The organism is Phaeobacter sp. A36a-5a, assembly GCF_037911135.1.
Lineage (GTDB): Bacteria > Pseudomonadota > Alphaproteobacteria > Rhodobacterales > Rhodobacteraceae > Phaeobacter > Phaeobacter bryozoorum.
Window position 1 is genome coordinate 1,994,548 of record NZ_JBBLYU010000001.1, and the last position, 24,460, is coordinate 2,019,007.

The 24,460-nt window shown below is 63.1% G+C and carries 21 protein-coding genes; 8 read left to right on the forward strand and 13 right to left on the reverse strand.

Translation table 11 applies throughout. The annotated features are described in order from the left end of the window. Position 1: 1 nt before the first annotated feature. The 3 genes from WLQ66_RS09310 (at position 2) to WLQ66_RS09320 (ending at position 3,397) form a co-directional block, all read left to right on the forward strand. Positions 2-1,213 carry a multidrug effflux MFS transporter gene (locus tag WLQ66_RS09310; RefSeq protein WP_340546038.1) on the forward strand — a complete coding sequence of 404 codons (1,212 nt, stop codon included), beginning with the start codon at positions 2-4 and terminating at the stop codon, positions 1,211-1,213. A gap of 162 nt (positions 1,214-1,375) precedes the next feature. Continuing rightward, positions 1,376-2,764 carry a helix-turn-helix domain-containing protein gene (locus WLQ66_RS09315; RefSeq protein ID WP_340546039.1) on the forward strand — a complete coding sequence of 463 codons (1,389 nt, stop codon included), beginning with the start codon at positions 1,376-1,378 and terminating at the stop codon, positions 2,762-2,764. Positions 2,765-2,899: 135 nt separating this feature from the next. Next, positions 2,900-3,397 carry a hypothetical protein gene (locus WLQ66_RS09320; RefSeq protein WP_340546040.1) on the forward strand — a complete coding sequence of 166 codons (498 nt, stop codon included), beginning with the start codon at positions 2,900-2,902 and terminating at the stop codon, positions 3,395-3,397. A gap of 110 nt (positions 3,398-3,507) precedes the next feature. On the opposite strand, the gene WLQ66_RS09325 is transcribed toward WLQ66_RS09320, so the two are convergent. From WLQ66_RS09325 to WLQ66_RS09345, 5 genes are all read right to left on the reverse strand, one after another. Further along, positions 3,508-3,747, reverse strand: coding sequence for an HP1242/YdcH family protein (locus WLQ66_RS09325; RefSeq protein ID WP_340546041.1), 240 nt, complete (start codon positions 3,745-3,747; stop codon positions 3,508-3,510). Between the two features lie 151 nt (positions 3,748-3,898). Continuing rightward, positions 3,899-5,554: a choline dehydrogenase gene (gene betA, locus WLQ66_RS09330; RefSeq protein ID WP_340546042.1), complete on the reverse strand. Its 1,656-nt coding sequence runs from the start codon at positions 5,552-5,554 to the stop codon at positions 3,899-3,901. Between the two features lie 211 nt (positions 5,555-5,765). Beyond that, positions 5,766-7,223: a betaine-aldehyde dehydrogenase gene (gene betB, locus WLQ66_RS09335; protein WP_340546043.1), complete on the reverse strand. Its 1,458-nt coding sequence runs from the start codon at positions 7,221-7,223 to the stop codon at positions 5,766-5,768. A gap of 66 nt (positions 7,224-7,289) precedes the next feature. Continuing rightward, positions 7,290-8,798 (reverse strand): choline-sulfatase, encoded by a 1,509-nt coding sequence (gene betC / locus WLQ66_RS09340; protein ID WP_340546044.1) that lies wholly within the window; start codon positions 8,796-8,798, stop codon positions 7,290-7,292. Between the two features lie 182 nt (positions 8,799-8,980). Then, complete coding sequence (locus tag WLQ66_RS09345) at positions 8,981-10,189, reverse strand: BCCT family transporter (protein ID WP_340546045.1); 1,209 nt, start codon at positions 10,187-10,189, stop codon at positions 8,981-8,983. Between the two features lie 159 nt (positions 10,190-10,348). Between WLQ66_RS09345 and betI the strand changes: the two genes are divergently transcribed. Continuing rightward, entirely contained in the window at positions 10,349-10,924 is a 576-nt protein-coding gene (betI, locus tag WLQ66_RS09350) for a choline-binding transcriptional repressor BetI (protein ID WP_340546046.1), read from the forward strand. Between the two features lie 55 nt (positions 10,925-10,979). On the opposite strand, the gene WLQ66_RS09355 is transcribed toward betI, so the two are convergent. The 3 genes from WLQ66_RS09355 to WLQ66_RS09365 all read right to left on the reverse strand — a co-directional run bounded on the left by WLQ66_RS09355 (position 10,980) and on the right by WLQ66_RS09365 (position 13,827). Continuing rightward, entirely contained in the window at positions 10,980-12,050 is a 1,071-nt protein-coding gene (locus tag WLQ66_RS09355) for a DUF1036 domain-containing protein (protein WP_340546047.1), read from the reverse strand. 66 nt (positions 12,051-12,116) lie between these two features. Then, positions 12,117-13,085 (reverse strand): DMT family transporter, encoded by a 969-nt coding sequence (locus WLQ66_RS09360; RefSeq protein WP_374015579.1) that lies wholly within the window; start codon positions 13,083-13,085, stop codon positions 12,117-12,119. A gap of 136 nt (positions 13,086-13,221) precedes the next feature. Continuing rightward, complete coding sequence (locus WLQ66_RS09365) at positions 13,222-13,827, reverse strand: LysE/ArgO family amino acid transporter (protein WP_340546049.1); 606 nt, start codon at positions 13,825-13,827, stop codon at positions 13,222-13,224. A gap of 138 nt (positions 13,828-13,965) precedes the next feature. Between WLQ66_RS09365 and WLQ66_RS09370 the strand changes: the two genes are divergently transcribed. After that, the gene (locus WLQ66_RS09370; RefSeq protein WP_340546050.1) at positions 13,966-14,850 is read left to right on the forward strand and encodes a LysR family transcriptional regulator ArgP; all 885 of its coding nucleotides are present in this window, start codon (positions 13,966-13,968) and stop codon (positions 14,848-14,850) included. A 110-nt stretch (positions 14,851-14,960) separates the two neighbouring features. Then, a complete protein-coding gene (locus tag WLQ66_RS09375; protein ID WP_340546051.1) occupies positions 14,961-15,791 on the forward strand; it encodes a COG3904 family protein in 831 nt (276 codons plus the stop codon). Positions 15,792-15,800: 9 nt separating this feature from the next. On the opposite strand, the gene WLQ66_RS09380 is transcribed toward WLQ66_RS09375, so the two are convergent. Together WLQ66_RS09380 and WLQ66_RS09385 are read right to left on the reverse strand one after the other, a co-directional pair. Next, positions 15,801-16,271 (reverse strand): GNAT family N-acetyltransferase, encoded by a 471-nt coding sequence (locus WLQ66_RS09380; protein WP_340546052.1) that lies wholly within the window; start codon positions 16,269-16,271, stop codon positions 15,801-15,803. 88 nt (positions 16,272-16,359) lie between these two features. Then, a complete protein-coding gene (locus WLQ66_RS09385; protein ID WP_340546053.1) occupies positions 16,360-17,100 on the reverse strand; it encodes a YebC/PmpR family DNA-binding transcriptional regulator in 741 nt (246 codons plus the stop codon). A 180-nt stretch (positions 17,101-17,280) separates the two neighbouring features. Here WLQ66_RS09385 and WLQ66_RS09390 point away from each other — a divergent pair, with 180 nt between their 5' ends. Beyond that, positions 17,281-19,056: an SLC13 family permease gene (locus WLQ66_RS09390; RefSeq protein ID WP_340546054.1), complete on the forward strand. Its 1,776-nt coding sequence runs from the start codon at positions 17,281-17,283 to the stop codon at positions 19,054-19,056. Positions 19,057-19,167: 111 nt separating this feature from the next. Then, complete coding sequence (locus WLQ66_RS09395) at positions 19,168-20,838, forward strand: FAD-binding dehydrogenase (protein ID WP_340546055.1); 1,671 nt, start codon at positions 19,168-19,170, stop codon at positions 20,836-20,838. Between the two features lie 51 nt (positions 20,839-20,889). Here WLQ66_RS09395 and WLQ66_RS09400 read toward each other — a convergent pair whose 3' ends face one another. From WLQ66_RS09400 to WLQ66_RS09410, 3 genes are all read right to left on the reverse strand, one after another. After that, entirely contained in the window at positions 20,890-22,668 is a 1,779-nt protein-coding gene (locus tag WLQ66_RS09400; RefSeq protein ID WP_340546056.1) for an SLC13 family permease, read from the reverse strand. A gap of 297 nt (positions 22,669-22,965) precedes the next feature. Next, on the reverse strand, positions 22,966-23,778 hold the full coding sequence (locus WLQ66_RS09405; protein ID WP_340546057.1) for a TIGR00282 family metallophosphoesterase: 813 nt from the start codon (positions 23,776-23,778) through the stop codon (positions 22,966-22,968). 115 nt (positions 23,779-23,893) lie between these two features. Then, positions 23,894-24,454, reverse strand: a complete 561-nt coding sequence (locus tag WLQ66_RS09410) for a 5-formyltetrahydrofolate cyclo-ligase (RefSeq protein WP_340546058.1) — start codon at positions 24,452-24,454, stop codon at positions 23,894-23,896. Positions 24,455-24,460 lie beyond the last annotated feature (6 nt).

Genomic DNA, 24,460 nt, shown 5'->3' on the forward strand with positions numbered 1-24,460 from the left:
CATGCGAACCATTCCGCGGCGATTTCTGGACCGTCGGTCCAACCCCAATATCGGCACGCTGATCCTGCTCTCTGGGCTGTCGGCGCTGGCGATGAATATCTTTCTGCCCTCCCTTCCCGGGATGGCCCGATATTTTGATGCCGATTACAGCCTGATGCAGCTGTCGGTCGCGCTGTACCTTGCCGTCAGCGCGGCGGTGCAGATTTTTGTCGGGCCGATTTCCGACAAGCTGGGGCGCCGCCCGGTCATCCTGTGGGGTGTGGCGCTGTTCTTGCTGGCGACGCTGGGCTGTCTTTATGCGCCGACGGCGGAGATCTTTCTGCTGTTTCGGATGTGTCAGGCGATTGTCGCCTCTGCCATGGTGCTGAGCCGTGCCGCCGTGCGCGACATCTACGACAATGATGCCGCCGCCAGCATGATCGGCTATGTCACCATGGGCATGGCGGTGGTGCCGATGATCGGCCCGGTGATCGGTGGCGCGCTGGAAGAGACCCTCGGCTGGAAAGCCAATTTCTGGCTGCTGATGGTGCTGGGGGCGGCAACATTCGCGATTGCCTATCTCGACCTTGGCGAAACCGCCCGCAAGAGCGGCAAGACCCTGATGGCGCAGTTCCGCGAATATCCCGAGCTGCTGCGGTCGCCGCGGTTCTGGGGCTATTCGCTGGCCTCGGGCCTGTCGTCGGGCGCGTTTTTTGCCTATCTGGGCGGCGCGCCTTTTGTCGGCACACAGGTCTATGGTCTGTCTGCTGCCGAGCTTGGGGTCTATTTTGCCTCGCCGGCCGTGGGGTATTTCATCGGCAATTTCCTGTCCGGGCGCTATTCGACCCGGATCGGGCTCAATCGGATGGTGCTCTGGGGCTGTCTGATCAACGGCATCGGCGTGGCGCTGTCGCTCACACTGGCGCTGGCGGGTGCCGACAGCGTCTATTCCTTCTTTGGCTTCATGACCTTTGTCGGGCTGGGCAACGGCATGGCGATCCCCAATGCCACCGCCGGTGCGATTTCGGTGCGGCCCCATCTTGCGGGCACCGCCTCAGGGCTTGCCGGTGCGATCATGATTGGCGTTGGCGCCGGGCTTAGCGCCTATGCGGGCTACCTGCTGGTTCCGGGATCGACGCCAGTGCCGCTGCTGACCATCATGCTGGCCACCGCCGTTCTGGGCTTTGTGTCGATCCAGGTGGTGATCCGCCGCGAGAAAAACCTCGGGATCTGAGCGGCAGCAGCGCCGCCCTGCCCGGTTCGGGTGTTCGCATAACGCCCTCCCATCATCACCTTGCACTTTCCCCGCCAGCGCGTCCGATGGGCGTGCCGCTCTTGCACCGCATGATTTGCAATTCTACAGTTGCAATATCCAATATTTGCAAAGGGGACACCCATGGCGCAACAGAAACTCTATGCCGGAGCCAAGCTGCGGGAAATGCGGCTGCGCCTGTCGCTGACGCAAAAGGAGTTCGCCGCCAAGCTGGGGGTCTCCCTGCCCTATCTCAACCAGATGGAAAACAACAACCGCCCGGTTTCCACGACCGTGGTTCTGGCGCTGGCGCAGGAATTCGGGCTGGATGTCACCGAGCTGTCCACCGGTGACAGCGAACGACTGGTCAGCGACATGCGTGAGGTGATGGCCGACCCGGTTTTTGCCGATGCGGCAGTACCAATGGCGGATCTGCGGCTGACGGCTTCCAACGCGCCGGCGCTGGCGCGCGCGCTGCTGACGCTGCATCGCGCCTACCGTCAGACCCATGAGCGACTGGCCTCGCTGGATGAGGCGCTGGGGCGCGAGGATGCGCGCATTCAGGCTTCGCCCTGGGAAGAGGTGCGCGATTTCTTCCATTATTGTGACAACTACATTGATGCGGTGGATCGCGCGGCAGAGAATTTCAGTGGCAGGCTAGACGCCCGCAGCGCCGCCATCGCCGCATTGGATCAGGCCGGGATCAGCGTGGTTTTCGGCGATATCGACGGGCTGCGAAAGTTTGATCCGGCAGGCAAGGTGCTGCGGTTGTCCAACCGTGCCTCACCGCAGACGCAGCTGTTCCAGCTGCTGTTGCAGGTGGCGCTGCTGCATCAGAACGACCTGCTGGAGGCCACGCTGGACTTTGCCAAGTTTCACAGCGAGGCGGCCCGCTCCATCGCCAAGATCGGCCTCGCCAACTATTTCGCCGGGGCCGCGATGATGCCCTACCGGCAGTTTCTGGATGCCGCCGTGGACTGCCGCCACGATCTGGAGCTGCTCGCCACCCGCTTTGGCGCCTCGATCGAACAGGTGGCGCATCGCCTGTCCACATTGCAGCGCCCCGGCGCCAAGGGGGTGCCGTTCTTCTTTGTCCGGGTTGATCAGGCGGGCACCATCACCAAGCGGCACTCGGCCACGCGGCTGCAATTTGCACGGTTTGGCGGCGCCTGCCCGCTGTGGAATGTGCACCGCGCCTTTGAGACGCCGGGCCGGTTCCTGCGGCAGCTGGCGGAGACGCCGGACGGGGTGCGCTATATCTCATTGGCGCGGGATGTGTCGAAACCGGGCGGTTCCTTTGGCTCTCCTGTCCGGCGCTACGCGATTGCCCTGGGCTGCGAGGTGCGCCATGCCGACGCTCTGGTCTATGCCGATACGCTGGATGTGAGTCAGGACAGCGCCTATGAGCCGATTGGCATCTCCTGCCGGATCTGCGAACGACGCGATTGCCATCAGCGATCGGTGCCACCGCTGGAACGGCGGCTGAGCATCAACACCGACCAGCGCGGCGTGCTGCCTTATGAGGTGAGCTGAAAGGATGCGGAACACCCAGCCACGGTGCCCAGCAGGACCTGAGCGCCCCGCCAGAAAAGTTTCTTGCAGAAACAGGGGCAAGCCTCCAAGCTCGGCAGCCAGATACGAGTGTCCCCCGGAAAAGAGAGTAACCACATGAAAATCCCAGCTATTGCCGCCAGTTTCTTGTTGATCGGTGCGGTCCATACCAACGCGGTCGGTGCCCAGACACTGGAGCAATGGGGGGCCTCTGATTACTGGGATGTTCTGATTGATCCCTCACTGGGCGACGGCTGCCTGATCCAGTCGGAATTCACCGATGGATCCGTTGTCCGCATCGGTTTTGACCGCACCGAAGGCACGGGCTATGTCACTGCCTTCAACATGGGCTGGGGCGACATCGAGGAAGGGGCCTCCTATCCGGTTCTCTTCTCGCTTGACGGTCAGGATTATGATGCCGATGCGACGGGCATCTATCTTGAGGATGTGCCCGGGGCGGATATCGCCTTTGACAACCCCGATTTCCTGTTCGACCTCGCGATCAAACAGACGATGACGCTCTACACGACCGAGGGCGAAGTCATGTCGATAGACCTCACCGGGAGCTACAAGGCGCTTGAAGCGGCAATCGAATGTCAGGAAGAAATGGGCTGAGCGATATCTCGGCCCCGGTCTTCGGCATGATATCGCAGGAATAATCGCGCGGGTGACAGGAAAAGAGGGGCACCGGCGGCGCCCCTCTTTGCTGTTGTTGGCTGGGTTTCTTACGCCTTTGACAACATGCCCCAGATCTCATCCTTGAGGGCGGCGCGCTGTTTGCGCAGGTCGGCTTCGGCAGTTTCGGACATCGGCTCGACATTGGTTTCGGCGCGATGCACCGCGCGGTTCACCGCGTGATAGCTGTCCGCAAGCTTGGCAAAATGGGCGTCCGATTGCTTCAGCGCATGGATCTGCGACTGCTTGTCGGGAAATTCTTCGGCCAGTTCGTGGGGGGTATTGGACATCTGCTCGCTCCTTGATTTTTCAGCGTCAGACGGACCTTAGCCAGCCCTGCCCCTGCCCACTTTGACGCGGATCAAACCGGCAGCTTCGGCCGACTAAAAAACGCCCGCGCAACGGGGTGCAGCGGGCGTTTCAGGGCTATCCCCCGGCTGTTCAGCGCTGGGAGGTTTGCCAATTCGGGTTGAACCAGGCCTGCGCGTTTGACGACGGCAGGCGGCGGCCGAGGATGTGGTCGGAGGCTTTCTCGCCGGTCATGATCGAGGGACCGTTGAGATTGCCATTGGTGATGCGCGGGAAGATCGAACTGTCGGCGACGCGCAGCCCCTCGACGCCGATGACGCGGCATTCGGGATCAACCACCGCCATCGGATCCTCCACCGCGCCCATCTTGCAGGTGCCGCAGGGGTGATAGGCGCTTTCGACATGTTCGCGGATAAAGCCGTTCAGCTCGTCATCCGATTGCAGCCCATCGCCGGGCTGGATCTCATATTTCACGAACGGCTTCATCGCATCCTGTGCAAATACCTCGCGGGTCAGGCGGATACATTTGCGGAAATCCTCCCAGTCCTTCTCGGTCGACATGTAGTTGAACAGGATGTTCGGCGCATCCTTGGGATTGCTGGAAGCCAGCGTGACCTCACCGCGCGAGTCCGAGCGCATCGGGCCGACATGGGCCTGAAAACCGTGGCCCTCGGCTGCGGCCTGACCATCATAGCGCACCGCGATGGGCAGGAAGTGGTACTGGATATCCGGGTAATCGACGCCCTTGTCCGAGCGGATGAAGGCGGCGCTTTCGAACTGGTTGGAAGCGCCAAGACCGGTTTTGGTGAACAGCCACTGCGCCCCCACCATCGCCTTGCCAAGCAGGTTCCAGTATTTGAACAGGGTAATCGGCTGTTTGGAGGCGAACTGGAAATAGAATTCCAGATGGTCCTGCAGGTTCTGGCCCACGCCGGGACGGTCGACGACAACGTCGATGCCATGCTCGGCCAGATGTTTGGCCGGACCGATGCCGGAGAGCATCAGCAGTTTGGGCGAGTTCAGCGAGGAAGCCGCAAGAATGACCTCGGCGTTGGCGCGGATCACCTCGATCTTGCCGCCCCGCTCGACCTCGACGCCGACGGCGCGCCCTTCTTCAATGACCACCTTGCGCGCAAAAGCGCGGATCAGATCGCAATTGTCACGCTTCAGCGCGGGCTTCAGATAGGCATTGGCGGCGGACCAGCGCTGACCCTTGTAGACGGTCATTTCCATCGGGCCGAAGCCTTCCTGCTGCTCGCCGTTGTAATCCTCGGTCACCGGATAGCCGGCCTGTTCGCCCGCCTTTACAAAAGCCGCGTGCAGCGGGTTGTCGCGGGGGCCGCGGGTCACATGCAGCGGGCCGTCGGTGCCGCGCCAGTCCGCATCGCCGCCATGGCCGCGATCGTCCCAGGTTTCCATACGTTTGAAATAGGGCAGCACGTCGGCATAGGACCAGCCTGTCGCCCCGGTCTCGGCCCAGTGGTTGTAATCGCCTGCGTGGCCGCGCACATAGACCATGCCGTTGATCGAGGAGGAACCGCCGATCACCTTGCCGCGCGGGCAGACCAGTTCGCGACCGCCCAGATGCGGTTCCGGCTGCGATTTGTAGCCCCAGTCGTACATCGACATATTCATCGGGTAGCTCAGCGCCCCCGGCATCTGGATGAACGGTCCGGCATCACTGCCGCCATGTTCGATCACCAAAACCGATTTTCCTGCCTCGGACAGGCGGTAAGCCATGGCACAGCCGGCAGAGCCGGCACCGACAATCACATAATCCGCGTTCATTGCGTCTCTCCATTGCGGATGCGGGTTGGGTCAAGGATGCCTGTGGCACCGCGCCATGGCGCGGCCTGTCCTTGAGGCACCCCGAATCTGCCTCATCATTGTTGTGGTCCGCCGAGGACGCGAAGCGCCCTCAGCAGGCCTCTCAGCATCCCCTTCCCTCTTGCCCTTTTGGGCAACGGGGCGGGTGGGTGGGCGTTGCCCAAAAGGGCAATCAGAACGCCGCTTCGACGTCGCCCATGCGGACGTAGACCGATTTCACCTGGCTGAAGTGCTTGATCGCCTCTTTCGAGTTCTCTCGCCCCACGCCGGAGGCTTTCACCCCGCCAAACGGCGCCTCGACCGGCGCGTCGTTGTAGGAGTTGATGAAGCAGCTGCCCGCCTCCAGCTGGCCGATCACCCGGTGAGCGCGGCTGAAGTCATTGGTGAAGACGCCCGCCGACAGGCCGAATTCGGTGTCATTGGCGCGCGCGATCACCTCTTCCTCGGTGTCGAAGTCGAGGACCGACATCACCGGGCCAAAGATCTCCTCGCGCGCGATGGTCATGTCGTCGGTCACATCGGCAAAGACGGTCGGTTCGACAAAGAAACCATCCATGTCTGCGCGCTTGCCGCCGCAGATCAGGCGGGCGCCCTCTTCTTTGCCCTTTTCGATGTAGCCAAGTACGATGTTCATCTGGTTTTCGGTGACCATAGGGCCAAAGCTGGTGGCCTCATCCATCGGGTCGCCGAGGATTGCGTTGCCGGTGCGTTCAGCGAGACGGGCGAGGAATTTCTCCTTGATGCCCTTCTGCACGAACACGCGGGTGCCGTTGGAGCAGACCTGACCGGAGGAATAGAAGTTGCCATTGATGGCGCCGCCGACGGCGTTTTCCACATCGGCGTCGTCAAAGATGATCAGCGGCGACTTGCCGCCCAGTTCCATGGTGACGTGCTTCATGCCAGCAGCGGCGGCGGCATAGACCTTCTTGCCGGTCGGCACCGAGCCGGTCAGCGAGACCTTGTCGACGCGCGGGTCGGTGACCAGCGCAGCCCCGACCTCGCCCATGCCCTGAATGACATTGTAGATACCGGCAGGAGCGCCCGCCTCATGCAGGATCTCGGCCACCTTGAGGGCGCAGAGCGGCGTGGTCTCGGAGGGTTTGAACACCATCGAGTTGCCGCAGGCCAGCGCAGGCGCGCCTTTCCAGCAGGCGATCTGGGTCGGGTAGTTCCACGCGCCGATGCCCACACACAGGCCCAGTGCCTCGCGCATGGTATAGACCCAGTCTTCGCCCATCGGGATGTGCTCGCCGGTGAGGGAGCCTGCGAGGCCGCCGAAATACTCCAGCGCGTCGGCGCCGGAGGTGGCGTCGGCCACCAGCGTCTCCTGTAGCGGCTTGCCGGTGTCGTAGGTTTCCAGCACGCTGAGCTCGTGGTTGCGTTCGCGCATGATGTCGGCGGCGCGGCGCAGGATGCGGCCGCGCTCGGTGCCGGTCATCTTGGCCCATTCTTTCTGGGCGGCCTTTGCAGTGGAGAGCGCCTGTTCGACAATTGCGGGCGTGGCCGCGTAGACCGTGGCGATCTGCTCGCCGGTGGCGGCATAGATCACCGGGATCGGGGTGCCGCTGGTGTCTTCGACATATGCGCCATTGATGAAATGGCTGGCTTTGGGCTGTGCGGGGTGTGTCATGATTTTCTGCCTCCGGCGGGGATATTTAGGGCCAGAAGAACTGGCGTAGGAGTATGTGTGAGTGGTCTATTCGCCGCGAGGAAAGCGGTTGCCGTCCTCAACGTCGTTCAGATCCATATGGTTGCGCATGTAGCGTTCGGATGCTTTTTGCAGCGGCTGGTAGTCCCAGGGGAAATAGCCGCCCTGGCGCAGGGCTTCGTAGACGACCCAGCGGCGGGCCTGACTGGCGCGCACCTCTGCGTCGAAGGTCTCAAGGTTCCAGCGGGCCTCGGATTTGGCACGCAGGGAGTTCAGCGTGCCGGCATGGGCCGGGTCCGCTGCCAGATTGGTCAGCTCGTGCGGGTCGGCCTCCAGATCAAACAGCTGGTCGGGATCGAGCGCGCAGCGGGTGTATTTCCATTTGCCATAGCGCAGGCAGACCAGCGGCGCATAAGAGGCCTCGGCTGCGTATTCCAGGGCGACGGGTGCGCTGCGCTCCTCCCCAAGGGCCAAAGGCAGCAGGTTCTGCCCATCCGTCCAGGGTTCGATCTCTGCCATATCCACACCGGCCAGCGCGCCCAGCGTTGGCGTCACATCGAGGGTGGAGACCGGGGTGTCGATCCGGCCCGCGGGCAGGTCCGGCGCGGAGATCATCAGCGGCACCCGCGCGGAGCCTTCGTAGAAGGTCATCTTGAACCACAATCCACGCTCGCCCAGCATGTCGCCATGATCGGAGACAAAGAGGATGATCGCCTCTTGCCGAGTGGTTTCCAGCACCTCAAGGATCTCGCCGATCTTGTCATCAAGATAGGAGATATTGGCGAAATAAGCACGGCGGGAACGTTTGATGTCCTCTTGCGAGATATCAAAGCTGCGCCAGTCGTTAGCGTCGAAAATCCGTTTGGCGTGGTTGTCGTGGTCGGCGTAGGCCATTGCCGGGATTTCGGGCAGCAGGTGCTCGCAGTCCTCGTAAAGGTCCCAGTACTTGCGGCGCGCCACATAGGGGTCATGAGGATGGGTAAAGCTGACGGTCAGCGCCCAGGGGCGATCGTCCTTGCCACGGGCCAGATCGTAGAGCTTGGCCTTGGCGTGATGGGCGACCTCATCGTCATATTCCATCTGGTTGGAAATCTCGGCGATGCCTGCGCCGGTGACCGATCCCATATTGTGATACCACCAGTCGATCCGCTCTCCCGGTTTGCGGTAATCCGGCGTCCAGCCGAAATCGGCCGGGTAGATGTCGGTGGTCAGCCGGTCCTCGAACCCGTGCAGCTGGTCGGGGCCGACAAAGTGCATCTTGCCGGAAAGGCAGGTGTAATAGCCCGCACGGCGCAGATGATGGGCGTAGGTGGGGATGTCGCTGCGAAATTCGGCCGCGTTGTCATAGACGCCGGTGCGCGAGGGCAGCTGGCCGGACATGAAAGACGCCCGTCCCGGCGCGCAGAGGGGCGAGGCGGTATAGGCATTGGCAAAACGGGTGGAGCGGGCGGCCAGTTTTTTCAGGTTCGGCGCATGCAGGAACTCGGCGGGACCATCGGGGAACAGCGTGCCGTTCAACTGGTCAACCATCACGATCAGGATGTTCGGGGCAGTCATATGTCGAAGCGCTCCTTATGGTCTGCGATGCGGCCTGTGGCCGGGTGATCTGGGGCGACAGATTGGAGAGAGCCAAGGCGCGAGGCCCATGGCGCAAAAGACCAAACCTGTCGGATGTCTCGGTGCGGCGATGCCGCGAAAGGCCCCGGCCCTGCCATCTGGCGGGCCGGGGCGCCCGGTTTTTAGTGGGCTGTCTTGATACGATCGAAATCGAGGGTGTTTTCCTCAGGCGAGGCAGTGATGGCCGCAACTTCGCTGCGCTTCTTCACGAAGATGTAGATCAGGCAGGCGATGTAGATGCCGATCACCACGGTGCCGACCCACTGGATCTGCAGCCACTGGCTCTGGAAGGCCAGGGTCAGGGCAAAGAGCGCCACGGCGTTGCCAAGCACGTAAGGCAGCTTGCCCAGACGTTCGGCGCTGAGGTTCATGTTGTCGGTGTAAAGGCGGATCAGCGAGTCAAACGAGTTGATCACGAAGAGGATGCCAACAACCGTCATGGACCAGTTGATCAGACCAGCGGTGGGAATGGTGTTGAGGTGGTAGAAATACAGCACCGAGAACCAGACCGCGAGCGGGATCGACGGGAACACCAGCAGTGAGGCCAGCAGCTGCCATGTGGTCAGGCCACCGACAAAGCGCGAGGTGAACTGGCCGATCATGATCGACCATGCAAACCACCAGAACAGGTAGAATTCATGGTATTCGGTCAGCGGCAGGATGAATTTGTGGATATTGCCGAAGTAGCCGCCGATATTGCCGGCCGTGGTGACAAACTCACCCAGCCCCATACCTGCATAGGCCCACATGCCGAGGATCAGCGCGAAGAACAGGAAGGTGGAGGCCACCGACAGGATACGGACGTATTTGATATCGGTCGAGGAATAGGCCGCCGCCAGGATTACCAGGAAGCAGATCACATAGAAGGCCGGGATGACCGTCTCGCCGTCGCCGACTTCGGCGATGTAATATGGCATGTAGATCAGGAACAGCGCGCCGGTGAAGGCGCAGGTGGTGATGATCACCAGATTGTTCAGCAGCTTCACGATGCCGATTTCAAAGAACTTCACCCGCGGCTCGATGGCGCAGAAATAGAAGGCGGTCAGGAAGTAGAACGCCCAGATCAGGAAGCCCCAGAAGCCAAATTCGAGCGCCAGCGGATTGGTGAAGGCATAGGCGGGCTCTGTCGCCGTATCCGCGTAAAGCGGGAAGTCGAAGGCGAGTGGGAACATGATCAGCCCCACATCCAGACCCGAGGTGAAAAGAATAGCGATGAAGGTGAACAGCGGCACCGGGGTGACCCCGACGATGCGCATGTTCCACCATTTGATCACGCAGAAAATCACCAGCGCAAAGGCCAGCAAGATCCCGGCTGAGATGATTGTTGTCATACGTCCCTCCCTTGGATGGGCGTTGGTCGCCCTTTTGACGTGTGCGACAGACATAGCAGAAAACGGGAGGTCCCCAAATAGTTTTTAAATGACCATTCAAGATCCGGAATAGTCATAACAGGAGTTGAAACGCAGACCGAGCTGGCGCAAGACTTCTATATGGCTAGAAAAAGAATTCGCGACATCCGGAACGAAGAGCTGATCGAAGCAACCATCGTTGCGGTCCACCGCCGCGGCTATGGTGTTGTTACCATGGCGGAAATCGCGAAGGAAGCGGGGGCCTCGGCAGCCTCGATCAACTATTATTTCGGCTCCAAGGAAGGGCTGATGGAGGCCACGATGCGCCATCTGCTGAACAAGCTGCGCCTGGCGATGATTCGTGGATATGCCACGGCGCAGACGCCAAAAGAGCGGCTTTATGCGGTGATGGACGCCAATTTTGACGATGATTTGTTTCGTGTCGCGCCCTGTAGCCTGTGGATGCAGTTCTGGGCCAGCGCGCCTTATTCGAGTCGTCTGTCGCGGCTGCACAGAATCAACCGCAGCCGCGTGCGCAGCCATTTCCGGGCCGAGCTGAAATGCCTGTTGCCGCAGGACCGGGTCGAAACCGCCCGTCAGGCGCTGCAATGTTATATGGATGGTGTCTGGCTTCAGGCGGCCCAGTCCGAAACGCCGCTGGATCCCGAACAGGCGCGCCGGGCCGCACATCGGGTTGTGGATCTGGCGATCGGCTGACAGCCACTGAGCCGGGCCGTTGCCCGACGATCTGGCCCGTCGACCGGATGGCAGTTCAGTTCAGCGGCAGGTCCTGACGGCGATAGTGCAATCGGCTGTCACGCGGCATGTATCCCAGCACCAGATCGGTCTCCGTCAGGGAGAGGATGCGGTAACAATGGGTCGGGCCGCCATCCTCGGCCTGGGCGACGAGGAACGGGCCCGCACCCTCAGCATCAGCGCAGGCGGTCTGCACCGAGAGCAGTTCGGTCATGGTTTCGACCGAGCCGTAGAAATTGCGCCGCGCCGCCCCTTCGACCACAAAAAGATCGTAGGCATCCGACTGTGAGACCCACCTGCCCGCCAGCTGAGTAAGCAGGGTGTCATATCGGGTTTCGTCCCGCTCTGTCAGCGCGCTGATGCTGGCCTGGATGACGCGATCCCCGATCGCCAGACGATTGCCGGCCACCCGCACCGGAGCGCCTGCATCCAGCGTCAGCAGACGCTCGATGATGGCAGGCTCTGTCGCGCCGTCATTGATGACGCAGATCTGCCCCTCCTCCATCACCAGCTTGCAGATCACCCGCCCGTCGCTCTGCCGGACTTCGCAGCCCTGAAAGGTGACATCCCGATCAAACCCGCTGTCCGGCGGCGCGGTGGCACCTGACGCCGCGCTTTCAGGCGGGGCGTGACGCGGGCGGGAATGTTCGCTGAGCTGCGCCACATAGGCGATTTTGGCGCCGGGGGCATCGGTGGTGGTGGCGGGCGCCTGGGTGTCGATCTTGGCAAAAAATGCGCTGTCATAGCCACGTATGGCGCAATCATGGTCGCCATAGATGGTGAACTCATCCGGCGCGGTGCAGAAGGAAATCCGCTCATCCAGAAACTGCCAGTCCTGTGCCTCGCTTCGGAAGTAGTAGAAGCGGTTGCGCAGCGGGGCGTCGATCACCCGCTCGCAGGTGGCGGGTGGCAACTGCCACCAGCCACGGGAGATCCAGCGCCCGTCATCGCGGAACGCCAGGCTGAGCGACTGCGGCACTGCGGTGTCATTGCAGATCTCCAGCCCGACATGACCGGTGTCGGCCCGAGCCGATTGCACCAGCGCCGCCGGTGCAATCAGAAGAGCCAAGATCCATCGGACGCGCATGTCGTTCACCTCTATTCTCGAATTATTCCGGTGTCCCTATCAGTGCTCTGTGACGGTTTTGCGAAATCAGACCTTTGTGGCGAGGCTGGCAGGTGTCAGCGCCCGGCGTTTCAGCACCGCCTCCCGCCAGGTGATGAAGCTGACAGCGGCCAGGATCAGGCAGCCACCGGCGACAACCCAGATATCCACCGCCTCTTCGAAGACGAGGGCGCCGAGCAGTGTCGCCCAAAGCAATTGTAGAAAGGTTACCGGCTGGGTCACCGTCACCGGCGCTGACGCAAAGGCAAGCGTCATGGTGAAATGCCCCGCTGTCGCAAAACAGGCGACCGCAAAGAGGACAGCCAGCTCCCAGATGTTCGGGGTCACCCAGACCGCGGCGGCAAAGGGAGCCAGAAACACCGTGACCCAGATCGACAGCATCGCCACGACAACCACCGGGTTGGTGCCATCAACCGTTGTCTTGGCCAGAAGGTAGGACGCGCCAAAGGCCAGCGCGGTAAAGAGCATGGCAAGATGGCCTGCCTCTACCTCGCGAAATCCGGGGCGCAGGATGATCAGCGCGCCCAGCAGCGCCACAAGAATGGCGCCCACACGCCGCAGGGCCATCCGTTCGCCCAGAAAGAGGGCGGCACCGATGGAGACATAGATCGGCGACAGGTAGTTCATCGCCGTGACCTCGGCCAATGGGATCTGCGTCATGGCAAAGAACCACAGGATCACCCCCAGCGTATGCACAAAGCCGCGCATGGCAAACAGCCCCCAGAGCCGGGCGGTGAGCCGCGACCGGCGCAGCGTCGCGACCATCGGCACCAGAAACACCAGCCCCATCAGGTAGCGCAGAAAGGCCGATTCCGCAGGCGGGATGCGATTGCCGAGGTATTTGACAAGGGCGGTCACCGCGACAAAACACAGCCCCGTCACCAGCATCCAGAACACCCCTTTTACCGGGTTGCCGACGGCGGGCGCCGGCGGCCTTGCGGCGGCGGCGATGGCGGCGCGGTCGGATGCGGGGTGGTCGTCGGATGGAGCAGTCATAGCGCACATGAGAGCACCGGGGCGGTCGCAGAACAACCCTTCACATATGAAATATGTTCTTGTCCCGGGCGGCACGACCGGGTTTGTGCGTGACGCGCACAGAGGCGCATCAGAACCTGTATGACACCCCGCACTGTCACATCATCAGCAGCTTGATGGCGATGGCCCACATGGTCAGCCCCACCAGCACGTCCAGCAGCTGCCAGGCTCGGGGTCGGGCAAAGACCGGTGCCAGCAGGCTGGCCCCGTAGCCAAGCGTAAAGAAGAAGGCAAAGCTCGACAGCGCCGCACCAAGGCCAAAGACCAGCGGCTGCGGATATTGCGCCGAGATCGAGCCAAGCAGCACCACGGTATCGAGATACACATGCGGGTTGAGCCAGGTCAGCGCCAGCACCGTGGCCAGCATCGGCCAGAGTGTCACCGGCGTGCCCTGCCCGTCTGCGCTGTCCAGATGCGCGCCGCCGCGCCATGCCGACCTGAGGCTGCGCGCGCCATACCACAGCAGAAAGGCCGCGCCGCCAAGCCGCATCGCCAGCTCGAACCACGGCAGTGCCAGCGCCAGCGAGCCGAAGCCCAGCACACCTGCGGTAATCAGCAGCGCATCGGAGCTGGCGCAGGTGAGGCAGATCCAGAACACATGCTGGCGTCTGAGCCCCTGCCGCAGCACAAAGGCATTCTGCGCGCCAATGGCCATGATCAGGCTCAGGCCGAGAAAGAAACCGGCAATCAGGCTGGAAGGCATGGGATCTGTCCTTTGTTATCTTGGTGCAGGCGGCCTGGTCCAACAGCTGACCTGGTGGTGGTCGTGGCCTGTGCTTTGACTAAGGTGCTGAGCGGGTGTAAGCAAATTAATCTGACTTACCCAAATTAAGATCTGCTAATGCAATTCGATCCCAATCACCTCGCCGCGCTATCGGCTGTCTTGCGGCTCGGCTCGTTTGAGGCGGCCGCGCAGGCCTTGCGGGTGACGCCGTCGGCGATCTCGCAGCGGATCCGGGCGCTGGAGGATCGCATTGGCAGCAGCCTCGTGCAGCGCGGCAGCCCCTGTCTGGGCACCGAGGCCGGTCTGCGGATCGCCAAACATGCCGAGGATGTCGCCCTGCTGGAGGCGGCAGTGTCCGATGATCTGCGGCTGGAGCGCGCGCCCGGTGCCTCGCGGCTGCGGGTGGCGATCAATGCCGACAGTCTGGCGACCTGGTTCGTTCCGGTGATGGCGGCCTGCGAGGGGCTGCTGTTTGATCTGGTGATCGACGATCAGGACCACAGCGCCGACTGGCTGCGCCGGGGCGAGGTTTCGGCAGCGGTGACGGCCCGCGCCAAGCCGGTGACCGGCTGCGATGCCCACCCGCTGGGGGCGCTGCGCTATATCGCGACCACCTCGCCTGCGTTCCGCGACCGCTGGTTTGCCAGCGGCGTGACCCCGGAGACGGCGCGTCGTGCGCCCTGTCTGATCTTCAACGCCAAGGATCAGCTTCAGGCGCGCTGGCTTGGCGCACATGTGGGGCCGGGGATTGCGCCACCTGCGCATTTCCTGCCGTCGAGCCAGGGATTCGTCGATGCGGCGCTGGCGGGCGTCGGCTGGGGGATGAACCCCGAGCAGCTGGCTGCGCCCTATCTGACGGCCGAGCAGCTGTGCCCGCTGATCCCAGACACCCCGCTGGATGTACCGCTGACCTGGCAGGTGAGCCGGGTTCTGGCCCCGGCCCTTGCCGATGTGACCCGTGCCGTGCTCAAATCAGCCCGTCGGCATCTGACGCCGATCTAACCACCGGGGGCACGAATACAGTGCCAGAGGACCACAAAGGCAACAGAACGGACGGCAGGTTATCCAGCCTGAAGACAGATCCCGCCCGCAGCTCGCCGGAGCGGCTGCATATGCTGACGCTGGGCCGCAGTTTCCTGTGGCAGCTGGTGTTGCCACGGCTGCTGGTGCTGCTGACATGGGCGCTGCTGAACACGGTTGTCGTGCTGCCGCTTCGGCTGCTTTATACGCTGGTGCTGATTGATGGACTGTTGCTGCTGTGGCAGGCGCGCAGTTTCCTGCGCAGCGCCGATGCCCATATTCGCGACACCGGTCATCTGGCGCCGGTCTGGGGCGGCTATCTGGCCATTCTCTTCGCCGGTTTTGCCACGGTGACCCTGTGGTGGGACGCAGTGCTGATCGCCACCACCCCGAAGGAGCCGGATTATGCCGAAACCGAACGGCTGGCGCGCGAGGCGCTATATGATCTGTCGATCACCCCGGATGGGCGTCGGCTGGTCTTTGCCGGGGAAATCCCGCATGGGCTGACGCGCCGGGTGGCGGCGATGATGGCCGAGGCCCCGGCCCTGCGCGAGGTGGCGCTGAGCGGTCCGGGCGGGCTGATCTATGAGGCGCGAGGTGTGGCCCGGCTGATCCGGGAGCGCGCATTGGACACGGTGGCCGAGGGTGCCTGCGCCTCGGCCTGCACCTTGGTCTTTGCCGCCGGAGAGGAGCGCAGGCTCGCCAAGGGAGGCAGCCTTGGGTTCCATTCTTATGCGCTGGCCTTTCCCGGTGGGTTGCCGCAGGTCGATCTGAACCGCGAACAGGCCCGCGACCGCGATTTTCTGATTGCACAGGGGGTCAGCGCCGATTTTGCCGAGCGGCTGTTTGCCACCGACCATCGCCAGCTCTGGACACCGGATGCGGACGAGCTGCGGCGCGCAGGTGTGCTGACCCGGCCCTAAGGCGCCGGTTTATTGCAGCGATTTGGTCATTCGGTAGTTGTGCAGCATCACGCCGCGCCGTTCGAAATCGCGCCGCCCCTCATCGCTGAAGCCCTGCCGGGTGAAGAAGCGCTTTGCGGCCTCGCTGGCCTCGACATAGAGGATCTTCAGCCCCAGATCGCGCGCCCGGATCTCCAGCTGACGATAGAGCGCCAAGCCGACGCCTGTGCCCGCCACATCCGGGTGGCAGTAGAAGCAATCAATATGGCCGTCCTGCTCCAGCTCGATAAAGCCCTGCGGCTGATCGCGGCCGTCAGCCGCAACGAAGATGACCCGCCCGTCCAGAGCCCGGCTTTGCCAGACCGTGCCGGGGGCGGCTTCCGGGCTCCATGCGGCGCATTGAGCGGCGGTGTAGTCCTGCCGCGCAACACCATGCACGGCGGCATGAAAGATCTGCGCCACTGCGGCGGCATCTTCGGCGCGGAACTCTCTGATCTGCATCGGGCGGCCTTTCTACAGCATTCCCAAGGGGTTCAAAGAAAAAGGCCCGCCGGGCTGGCGGGCCTTTAAAATCGCATCGGACGCTGGCTCAGAGCTGCGCCATCACCTCGTCGGAGGCTTCAAAATTGGTGGTGACCCGCTGCACGTCGTCGTCATCTTCCAGCGCATCCACCAGCTTCATCAGCTTCTGCATGCCTTCGAGATCCAGCTCGGTTGTGGTGGTGGGTTTCCAGACCAGCTTGGTCGATTCCGACTCGCCCAGTTCAGCCTCAAGCGCAGTGGAGACCTCGTTGAGGTCGGTGTCGGCGCAGTAGATCAGATGCCCGTCCTCGGCGCTTTCGACATCCTCGGCACCGGCTTCGATGGCGGCCATCATGACGGTATCGGCATCGCCGACAGCGGCGGGATATGTCACCTCGCCCTTGCGTTCGAACATGAAACCCACGGAACCGGTTTCGCCGAGGTTGCCACCGTTCTTGGAGAAGGTGGAGCGCACGTTGGAAGCGGTGCGGTTCTTGTTGTCGGTCATGGTTTCGACGATCACGGCGACACCGTTGGGGCCATAGCCCTCATAGCGGATTTCGTCGTAGTTCTCGGCGTCGCCGCCGGTGGCTTTCTTGATCGCGCGGTCAATCACATCCTTGGGGACGGACTGGCTCTTGGCTTCCTTGACGGCCAGACGCAGACGCGGGTTCTTGTCCGGGTCGGGGTCGCCCATCTTTGCGGCGACGGTGATTTCCTTGGAGAGTTTCGAGAACAGTTTCGACCGCGCGGCGTCCTGACGGCCCTTGCGGTGCTGGATGTTCGCCCATTTGGAATGGCCTGCCATGGTGCATCCTTGCTAATTCAATTTCGGATCTGGCGCCCATATAGCCCCGACACCGGGGGGCTTTCAAGCGCCCCATATCCGGCCCGGCGCACCATGCGGACGGTGACAGCCGTGAGCCGCACTGCATCCGGCGTGCAGGGAGGCGCTTGTCCCGCAGCGCGCAACCGCTAGAGTGGCGCCATGACATTTGACCAGATTGTATTGTTCGCCCTCTTCGCTGCTGTCTTTGGCCTGCTGCTGTGGGGCAAGTATCGCTATGATATCGTGGCTTTTTCCGCATTGATGGTGGCGGTCCTGCTGGGGGTGGTGCCTGCCAATGACGCCTTTGCCGGATTTGGCCATCCGGCAACATTGGTGGTGGCACTGGTGCTGGTGGTTTCGGCCGGGCTGGTGCGCTCGGGTGCGGTGTTTCTGATCACCCGCACGCTGGTCGACAGCAGCCGCAATCTGGGCGCACATATCGCGCTGATGGGCGGTATTGGCGCGGTGCTGTCGGCCTTTATGAACAATGTGGCGGCGCTGGCGCTGCTGATGCCGGTGGACATCCAGACCGCGCGCAAGGCCGGGCGGGCGCCGGGGTTGAGCCTGATGCCGCTGTCCTTTGCCACCATTCTGGGCGGTATGGTGACGCTGATCGGCACGCCGCCCAATATCATTATCGCGTCGATCCGGGCCGAAACTCTGGGCGAACCCTTCGGAATGTTCGACTTTGCCCCGGTCGGCGGCATCGCGGCGCTGGCGGGGCTGCTGTTTGTGGCGCTGATCGGCTGGCGGCTGATCCCGCTGCGCCAGAATGCGGCCGGCGACTCGGAGGCACAGCTGTCGCAGTATATCGCCGAGCTGACGGTGCCCGAAGGATCAGGCCTGATCGGTCAGCGTCTGGGCGAGCTGGACGCGGAAGCCGACAAGGCCGATGTGGCGATCCTCGGGTTGATCCGCGACGGCAAGCGGCTCTATGGGCGCGCGGCGGGTCAGCTGCTGCGGGCCGGTGATGCGCTGGTGCTGGAGGCCACGCCCGAAGCGCTGGATGAATTCCGCACCGCCGCCTCGCTCGATTTTGCCGATGCCGCCCGGCAGGAGAAGCTGGGCGCCGCCGGTGATGGGCTGGAGCTGGTTGAGGTGGTGGTGCCGGAAACCGCCCGTATCAAGGGGCGCAGCGCGCAGGCGCTGGGTCTGGCCTGGCGGCAGAACACCGTGCTGATGGGGTTGGCGCGGCAGGGCCGCCGCCTGACCCGGCATATCCGGCAGGAACAGATCGAGGCGGGGGATATCCTGCTGCTGCTCTGCCCGCCTGATCGCGGCACGGATGTCACCGAATGGCTGGGCTGCCTGCCGCTGGCGGAACGCGGCCTGTCGGTCACTGCCAATGACAAGACCTGGCTTGCCATCGCGCTGTTTGCAGGCGCGGTGCTGTCGGCCTCGCTGGGTATCATCTACCTGCCGATTGCGCTGGGGCTGGTGGTGGTGGCCTATGTTCTGACCAAGATCCTGCCGCTGGCGGAATTATACGACCATATCGAATGGCCGGTGGTGGTTCTGCTCGGCTCGATGATCCCCTTGGGGGCGGCGCTGGACAGTGCCGGCGGCACTGCGCTGATCGCCGAGAGCCTGCTGACGCTGACCGCGGGCATGCCCGCCTGGGCCATTCTGACCGTGCTGATGGTGGTCACCATGACGCTGTCGGATGTGTTGAACAACACCGCCACGGCCATTGTCGCGGCCCCGGTCGGGATCCAGATGGCCAATGGTCTGGGCGTGTCGCCGGATCCGTTCCTGATGGCGGTGGCGGTGGCGGCCTCGGCGGCGTTCCTGACCCCCATCGGGCATAAGAACAACACGCTGGTGCTGGGTCCGGGCGGCTACCACTTTGGCGATTACTGGCGCATTGGCCTGCCGCTGGAGGTGCTGATCATCGCCGTCTCCATCCCCGCAATCCTGCTGTTCTGGCCGCTGTGATCGGCGCTGTGGCGCTGCTGTGACCCAACGGCAGGGACCGCAGGGTTTGCGCCGCGCCCCTCTGCACGCTTAGGCTGATCCCACAACCGGGACCAACAGCAGAGGCACGCCATGGGACAGCCGACGGACAACAGCGCAGATGTGATCATCGTCGGGGCCGGGCTGGCCGGGCTGGTGGCGGCAGCCGAACTGGGCGACCGGGGCAAGCGGGTGATCCTGCTGGATCAGGAGCCTGCACATTTCCTGGGCGGTCAGGCGCATTGGAGCCTGGGCGGGCTGTTCATGATCGACACGCCCGAGCAGCGCCGCATGGGCATTCGCGACTGTCCCGATCTGGCGCGGCGCGACTGGTTCGGCAGCGCCCAGTTTGACCGCCCCGAAGACCATTGGCCGCAACACTGGGCGCGCGCTTATCTGGACTTTGCCAGCGGCGAGATGCGGGCCTGGCTGCATGGTCTGGGAATGCGCTGGTTTCCGGTGGTCGGCTGGGCTGAACGGGGCGGTGGCGACGCCGAGGGGCATGGCAATTCGGTGCCGCGTTTTCACCTGACCTGGGGCACCGGACCGGGGGTGGTCGCCCCCTTTGCCGCGCGGGTCGAAGCCCATATCGAGGCTGGTCTGATCCAGCCGCGCTTTCGCCATCAGGTGAGCCATATCATCACTCAGGGCGGCACTGTCAAAGGTGTCTCCGGCGAGGTCTTGGCGGCAGATGACGCGCCGCAGGGGGCCCGCACCAACCGTCAGGAAATCGGCGAATTCGAGGTCTATGCGCCCTCGGTGCTGGTCGCCTCGGGCGGGATTGGCGGCAATCTGGATGCGGTGCGCCAGAACTGGCCGGTGGAGCGGCTGGGACCTGCACCGCGCCGCATGGTGGCGGGCGTGCCCTTTCACGTCGATGGGCGGATGATCCCGATTGCGCAGGCGGCGGGCGGCCATGTCATCAATGCCGACCGGATGTGGCATTACACCGAAGGGCTGCGCAACTGGGATCCGATCTGGCCCAACCACGGCATCCGCATTCTGCCCGGGCCATCGTCGATGTGGTTTGACGCCAGAGGCGACCGGCTGCCTGCGCCTTATCTGCCGGGGTTCGACACGCTGGGCACGCTGCGCGAGATCCTGAAGACGGGCCATGATTACAGCTGGTTCATCCTGAGCCAGAAGATCATCCAGAAGGAATTCGCCCTGTCGGGGTCCGAACAGAACCCCGATCTCACCTCCGGCAAATGGGGCGAGGTGCTGCGCGCCCGGCTGTTGTCGCGGGGCAAGGCCCCTGCCCCGGTTGAGGCCTTCAAGAAACATGGTGCGGATTTTGTGGTGGCCGACACGCTGAGCGAGCTGGTGGCGGGCATGAATGAGATCGGCGATGTCGCACTGGAGGAAACCCACCTGCGGCGTCAGATCGAAGCGCGCGATGCCCAGGCCGACAATCCCTTTGCCAAGGATGCGCAGATCATCGCCATCAATGCCGCGCGCAACTACCGGGGCGACCGGCTGATCCGCACCGCCAAGCCGCATCGGATTCTGGACCGCGCCAATGGGCCGCTGATCGCGGTGCGGCTGAATATCCTGACCCGCAAGTCACTGGGCGGTTTGCAGACCGATCTTGACGGGCAGCTGATTGGCGCCGATGGCACGCCGGTGCAGGGACTGTTTGCCGCCGGAGAGGTCGCAGGCTTTGGCGGTGGCGGCTATCACGGCTACAACGCGCTGGAGGGCAGCTTTCTGGGCGGCTGCCTGTTTACCGGTCGTCAGGCAGGCCGGTCCCGCGCCATCGCATGAGCGGCCAAAACCTGCGGTAACTCATGGTTAACAAATCCTTACCGGCCGTTGTTAAAGCGGCCAGAAGAAGGGGATGAGGATGGAGGCCAGAAGGCCGACGCTGAAGTTCAGCGGAATGCCAACGCGCAGGAAGTCGGTGAATTTGTAACCGCCCGGACCGTAGACCAGCATATTGGTCTGATAGCCGATTGGCGTCGCAAAAGAGGCCGAGGCCGCAACCATGACCGCAACCACCAGCGGGCGCGGATCAATGCCCATGGCCTGTGCCAGCCCGACCGCAATCGGCGTGACCACCACCGCCACGGCATTGTTGGAGACCAGCTCGGTCAGGATCGAGGTCAACAGATAGACCGCCCAGACCAGTAGGAACGGCGGCAGCAGCGACAGCGAGGGGGCCACGGCATCCACGATCAGACGCACCGCACCCGAGCTTTCCAGGGCGGCCCCGATCGCGAGCATGGCAAAGATCAGCGTCAGTAGGCGCCCATCGACAAATGAGAAAGCCTCATCCGCGTCGATGCAGCGGGTGATCAGCACGGTGGAGACGGCCAGCACCGACAGCAGCAGGATTGGCGCCACATTGAGCGCGGCGAGCAGCACGATCCCGATCAGCGCGGCAATGGCGATGGGGGCGTGGCGCCGGCGATAGGCGCGCACCGAGGGTTGCGAGACGGCCGCCATATCCATATCGGCGGCCAGTCGCTGGATATCCTCGACATTGCCTTCCAGCAGCAGGGTATCGCCCACGCGCACCACCAGATCCTCAAGCTGCACACCGATGTTCTGATTGCGCCGATGCACCGCCAGCACATAAACGCCATAGCGCCGCCGCAGGCGCATCGCGCCGAGCGACCGTCCCACCATGCGGCATCCGGGGGTGATCAGCACCTCCACGGTTGTGGTTTCCACGGTGGAGACCTGATCGACGCGCTTCAGCTCCTTGTTGCGTTGCAGGCTGAGGAGTTCGGTCATCTGGGTGCGCAGCACCACGCGGTCGCCGACCTGAAGCTCAACCCCTTTCAGCGCGTTGCGCAGCGAGATATCGCCGCGAATGACATCGACCAGACGGACGCCGGGCCGTTTGAACAGCTGCACGCCGGTGACTTCGCGGCCGATCAGGTTGCTGTCCGGGGGGATCACCGCCTCGGTGAAGAATTTCATGCGGGACCGGTCGCTGAGCAGGCTGGCCATGCTGCTGCGATCCGGCAGCAGGCGCGGCGCGATGAAGCGCAGGTAGATCATGCCCCAGATCACCAGAATGATGCCAAGCGGTGTCACTTCGAAGATGGTGAAAGGCGTCAGCCCCTGCGCCCGCGCGACACCGTCAACCAGCAGGTTGGTAGAGGTGCCGATCAGCGTCAGCGTGCCGCCCAGGATGGCCGCATAGCTGAGCGGGATCAGCATCTTGGAGGCGGAAACGTTCATTGTGCGGGCGATCTGGATGAACACCGGGATCATCACCACCACTACCGGCGTATTCGACACCACCGCCGAGGCGGCAACGACAAAGACCATCAAGAGCGCAATGGCCAGTTTCGGATTGACCTCGGCCTGTTTGCGGGCCTGCGCGGTAAAGGCATCCAGCGCGCCGGTGCGCACCAGCGCGCCCATGATGATGAACATGGCCGCAATGGTCCAGGGCGCCGGGTTCGACAGCACGGGCAATGCCGCCTGATAGGGCAGAACGCCGGTTGCCAGCATCGCCGAGACACCGGCCAGCGCCACCACCTCGGTCGGGAAGGTTTCCCGCAGGAAAGCGGCAAACATGGCCACCACGATCAGCAACGTCAGAACCGCGCCACCGGTTTCGCCAAGGGGAATGAACTGCATCAGGGGTAAAGACATCCAAGAGGTTGAGAGATCAATCATCGGCGACCTGAAAGAACTGCGCGAACCGCCTCGCATATCGCGCGGCCCAAGGGAGTGAACCTGATCCGGTCACCGGAGGCAAGTGTTTCGCAACACGATGGGAGCATCTGGTCCCTATTTAGCGGTCCTTTGCGAATAAGCTTCGGAATTTGAGGGGTTTGGCAGGCGAATATCCCGCCCCGCCTGCCCAGGTTTCGCGCATGGAACGGGCGGGGTTGCCGTGGCCTGCACTAGGGGGCCTGGATCGGGTGGCCAGCGTCAGGGAGTTGCCTGCTCGAGAAGGCCGCCGACCCGGATCATGCGGATCGATTTGGCCGCCCCGGTGCGATCATCGGTTTCGACAAAAACACCCGACAGGGTTGCCGGGCCTTCGGCCGGGGTAAAGCGGTTCTTGGGCATGCCGGTGAGAAAACGGCGCATCGGTTCGGCTTTCTCCATGCCGATCACCGAGTTGTAATCGCCGCACATGCCAGCATCGGTCAGATAGCCGGTGCCCTCCGACAGGATCTGCGCATCGCCCGTCGGCACATGGGTATGGGTGCCCACCACCAGCGACGCGCGGCCATTGCAGAAATGGCCCATCGCCATCTTCTCGGAGGTGGCCTCGCAGTGCATGTCCACGATCACCGCCTGCGCCAGCCCACCGCGTGGGTGCGATTTCAGCACCGCCTCAACGGCGCCGAAGGGATCGTCATAGGCCCGTTTCATGAACACCTGCCCCAGTGCCTGCACCACCAGCACCTTGCGCCCGCCCGGAGCATTGAACAGCCGGTAGCCGCGCCCCGGCGCGTTTTTGGCAAAATTCAGCGGCCGGATGATGCGCGGCTCTTTCTCAATGGCCTGCAACATGTCCTTCTGGTCAAAGGCATGATCGCCAAGCGTCAGGCAATCGGCCCCGGCATCCAGCAGCAGCTTGGCGTGTTCGCCATTGAGCCCCATACCGTTTGAGGCATTCTCGCCATTGACCACGACAAAATCGAGCCGCCAGTCCTTGCGCATCTGCGGGAGGTGTTCGGAAATGGCCTTGCGTCCCGCACGGCCCATGACATCGCCAAGAAATAATAGTCGCATTGCCGCGTGGTACGCCGTTGCAAGGCTCAGGACAAGAGCCGCGTTGCGGGTGCAAAACTTTTTGAAAAGTTTTGCCAAGGTTTTTTGACAAACCCTTGGCCCGTCGCAGCGGGTGTCAGCTGAACTGCAACACCCGGCTTTCGGTGATCAGCATGTCCAGCGGCTGGTCGGTGGGCTCCAGCGGCAGGCTTTCGGCCTCCTGCGCGTCAAAGGCAAAACCGATGGCGAGGGTTGGACGTTTGGCCCGCAGCAGCTCCAGAGTGCGGTCATAAAAGCCGCCGCCATAGCCCAGCCGCCCGCCGCGCGCATCAAAGGCGACCAGCGGCACGATCAGAATTTCCGGTTCGAAATAGTCATCGACCTCCGGCACCTTTGCCCCAAAGGGACCGTCACGCAGCGCGCCATCAGGCTGCCAGCGGCTGAAGTTCAGCGGTGTATCCTTGGCCTGAATCACCGGCACACCAACAGGGCCATGGGCGGCGGCTTCCGCCATCGCAGGAAGCGGGTCGATCTCGGTGCGGATCGGCATATAGCCCGACAGCGGCACGCCGCGATAGCCTGCCAGCACCTCCGAGAGATGCCCCGCCACACCGGGTTTATTCATGTCAAAGGCGGCCTTGCGGCGCTGAAAGGCCGCCTTGCGGGCGTCGGCCTTGATCCGGGTGAGGTCATCCATGGTGCG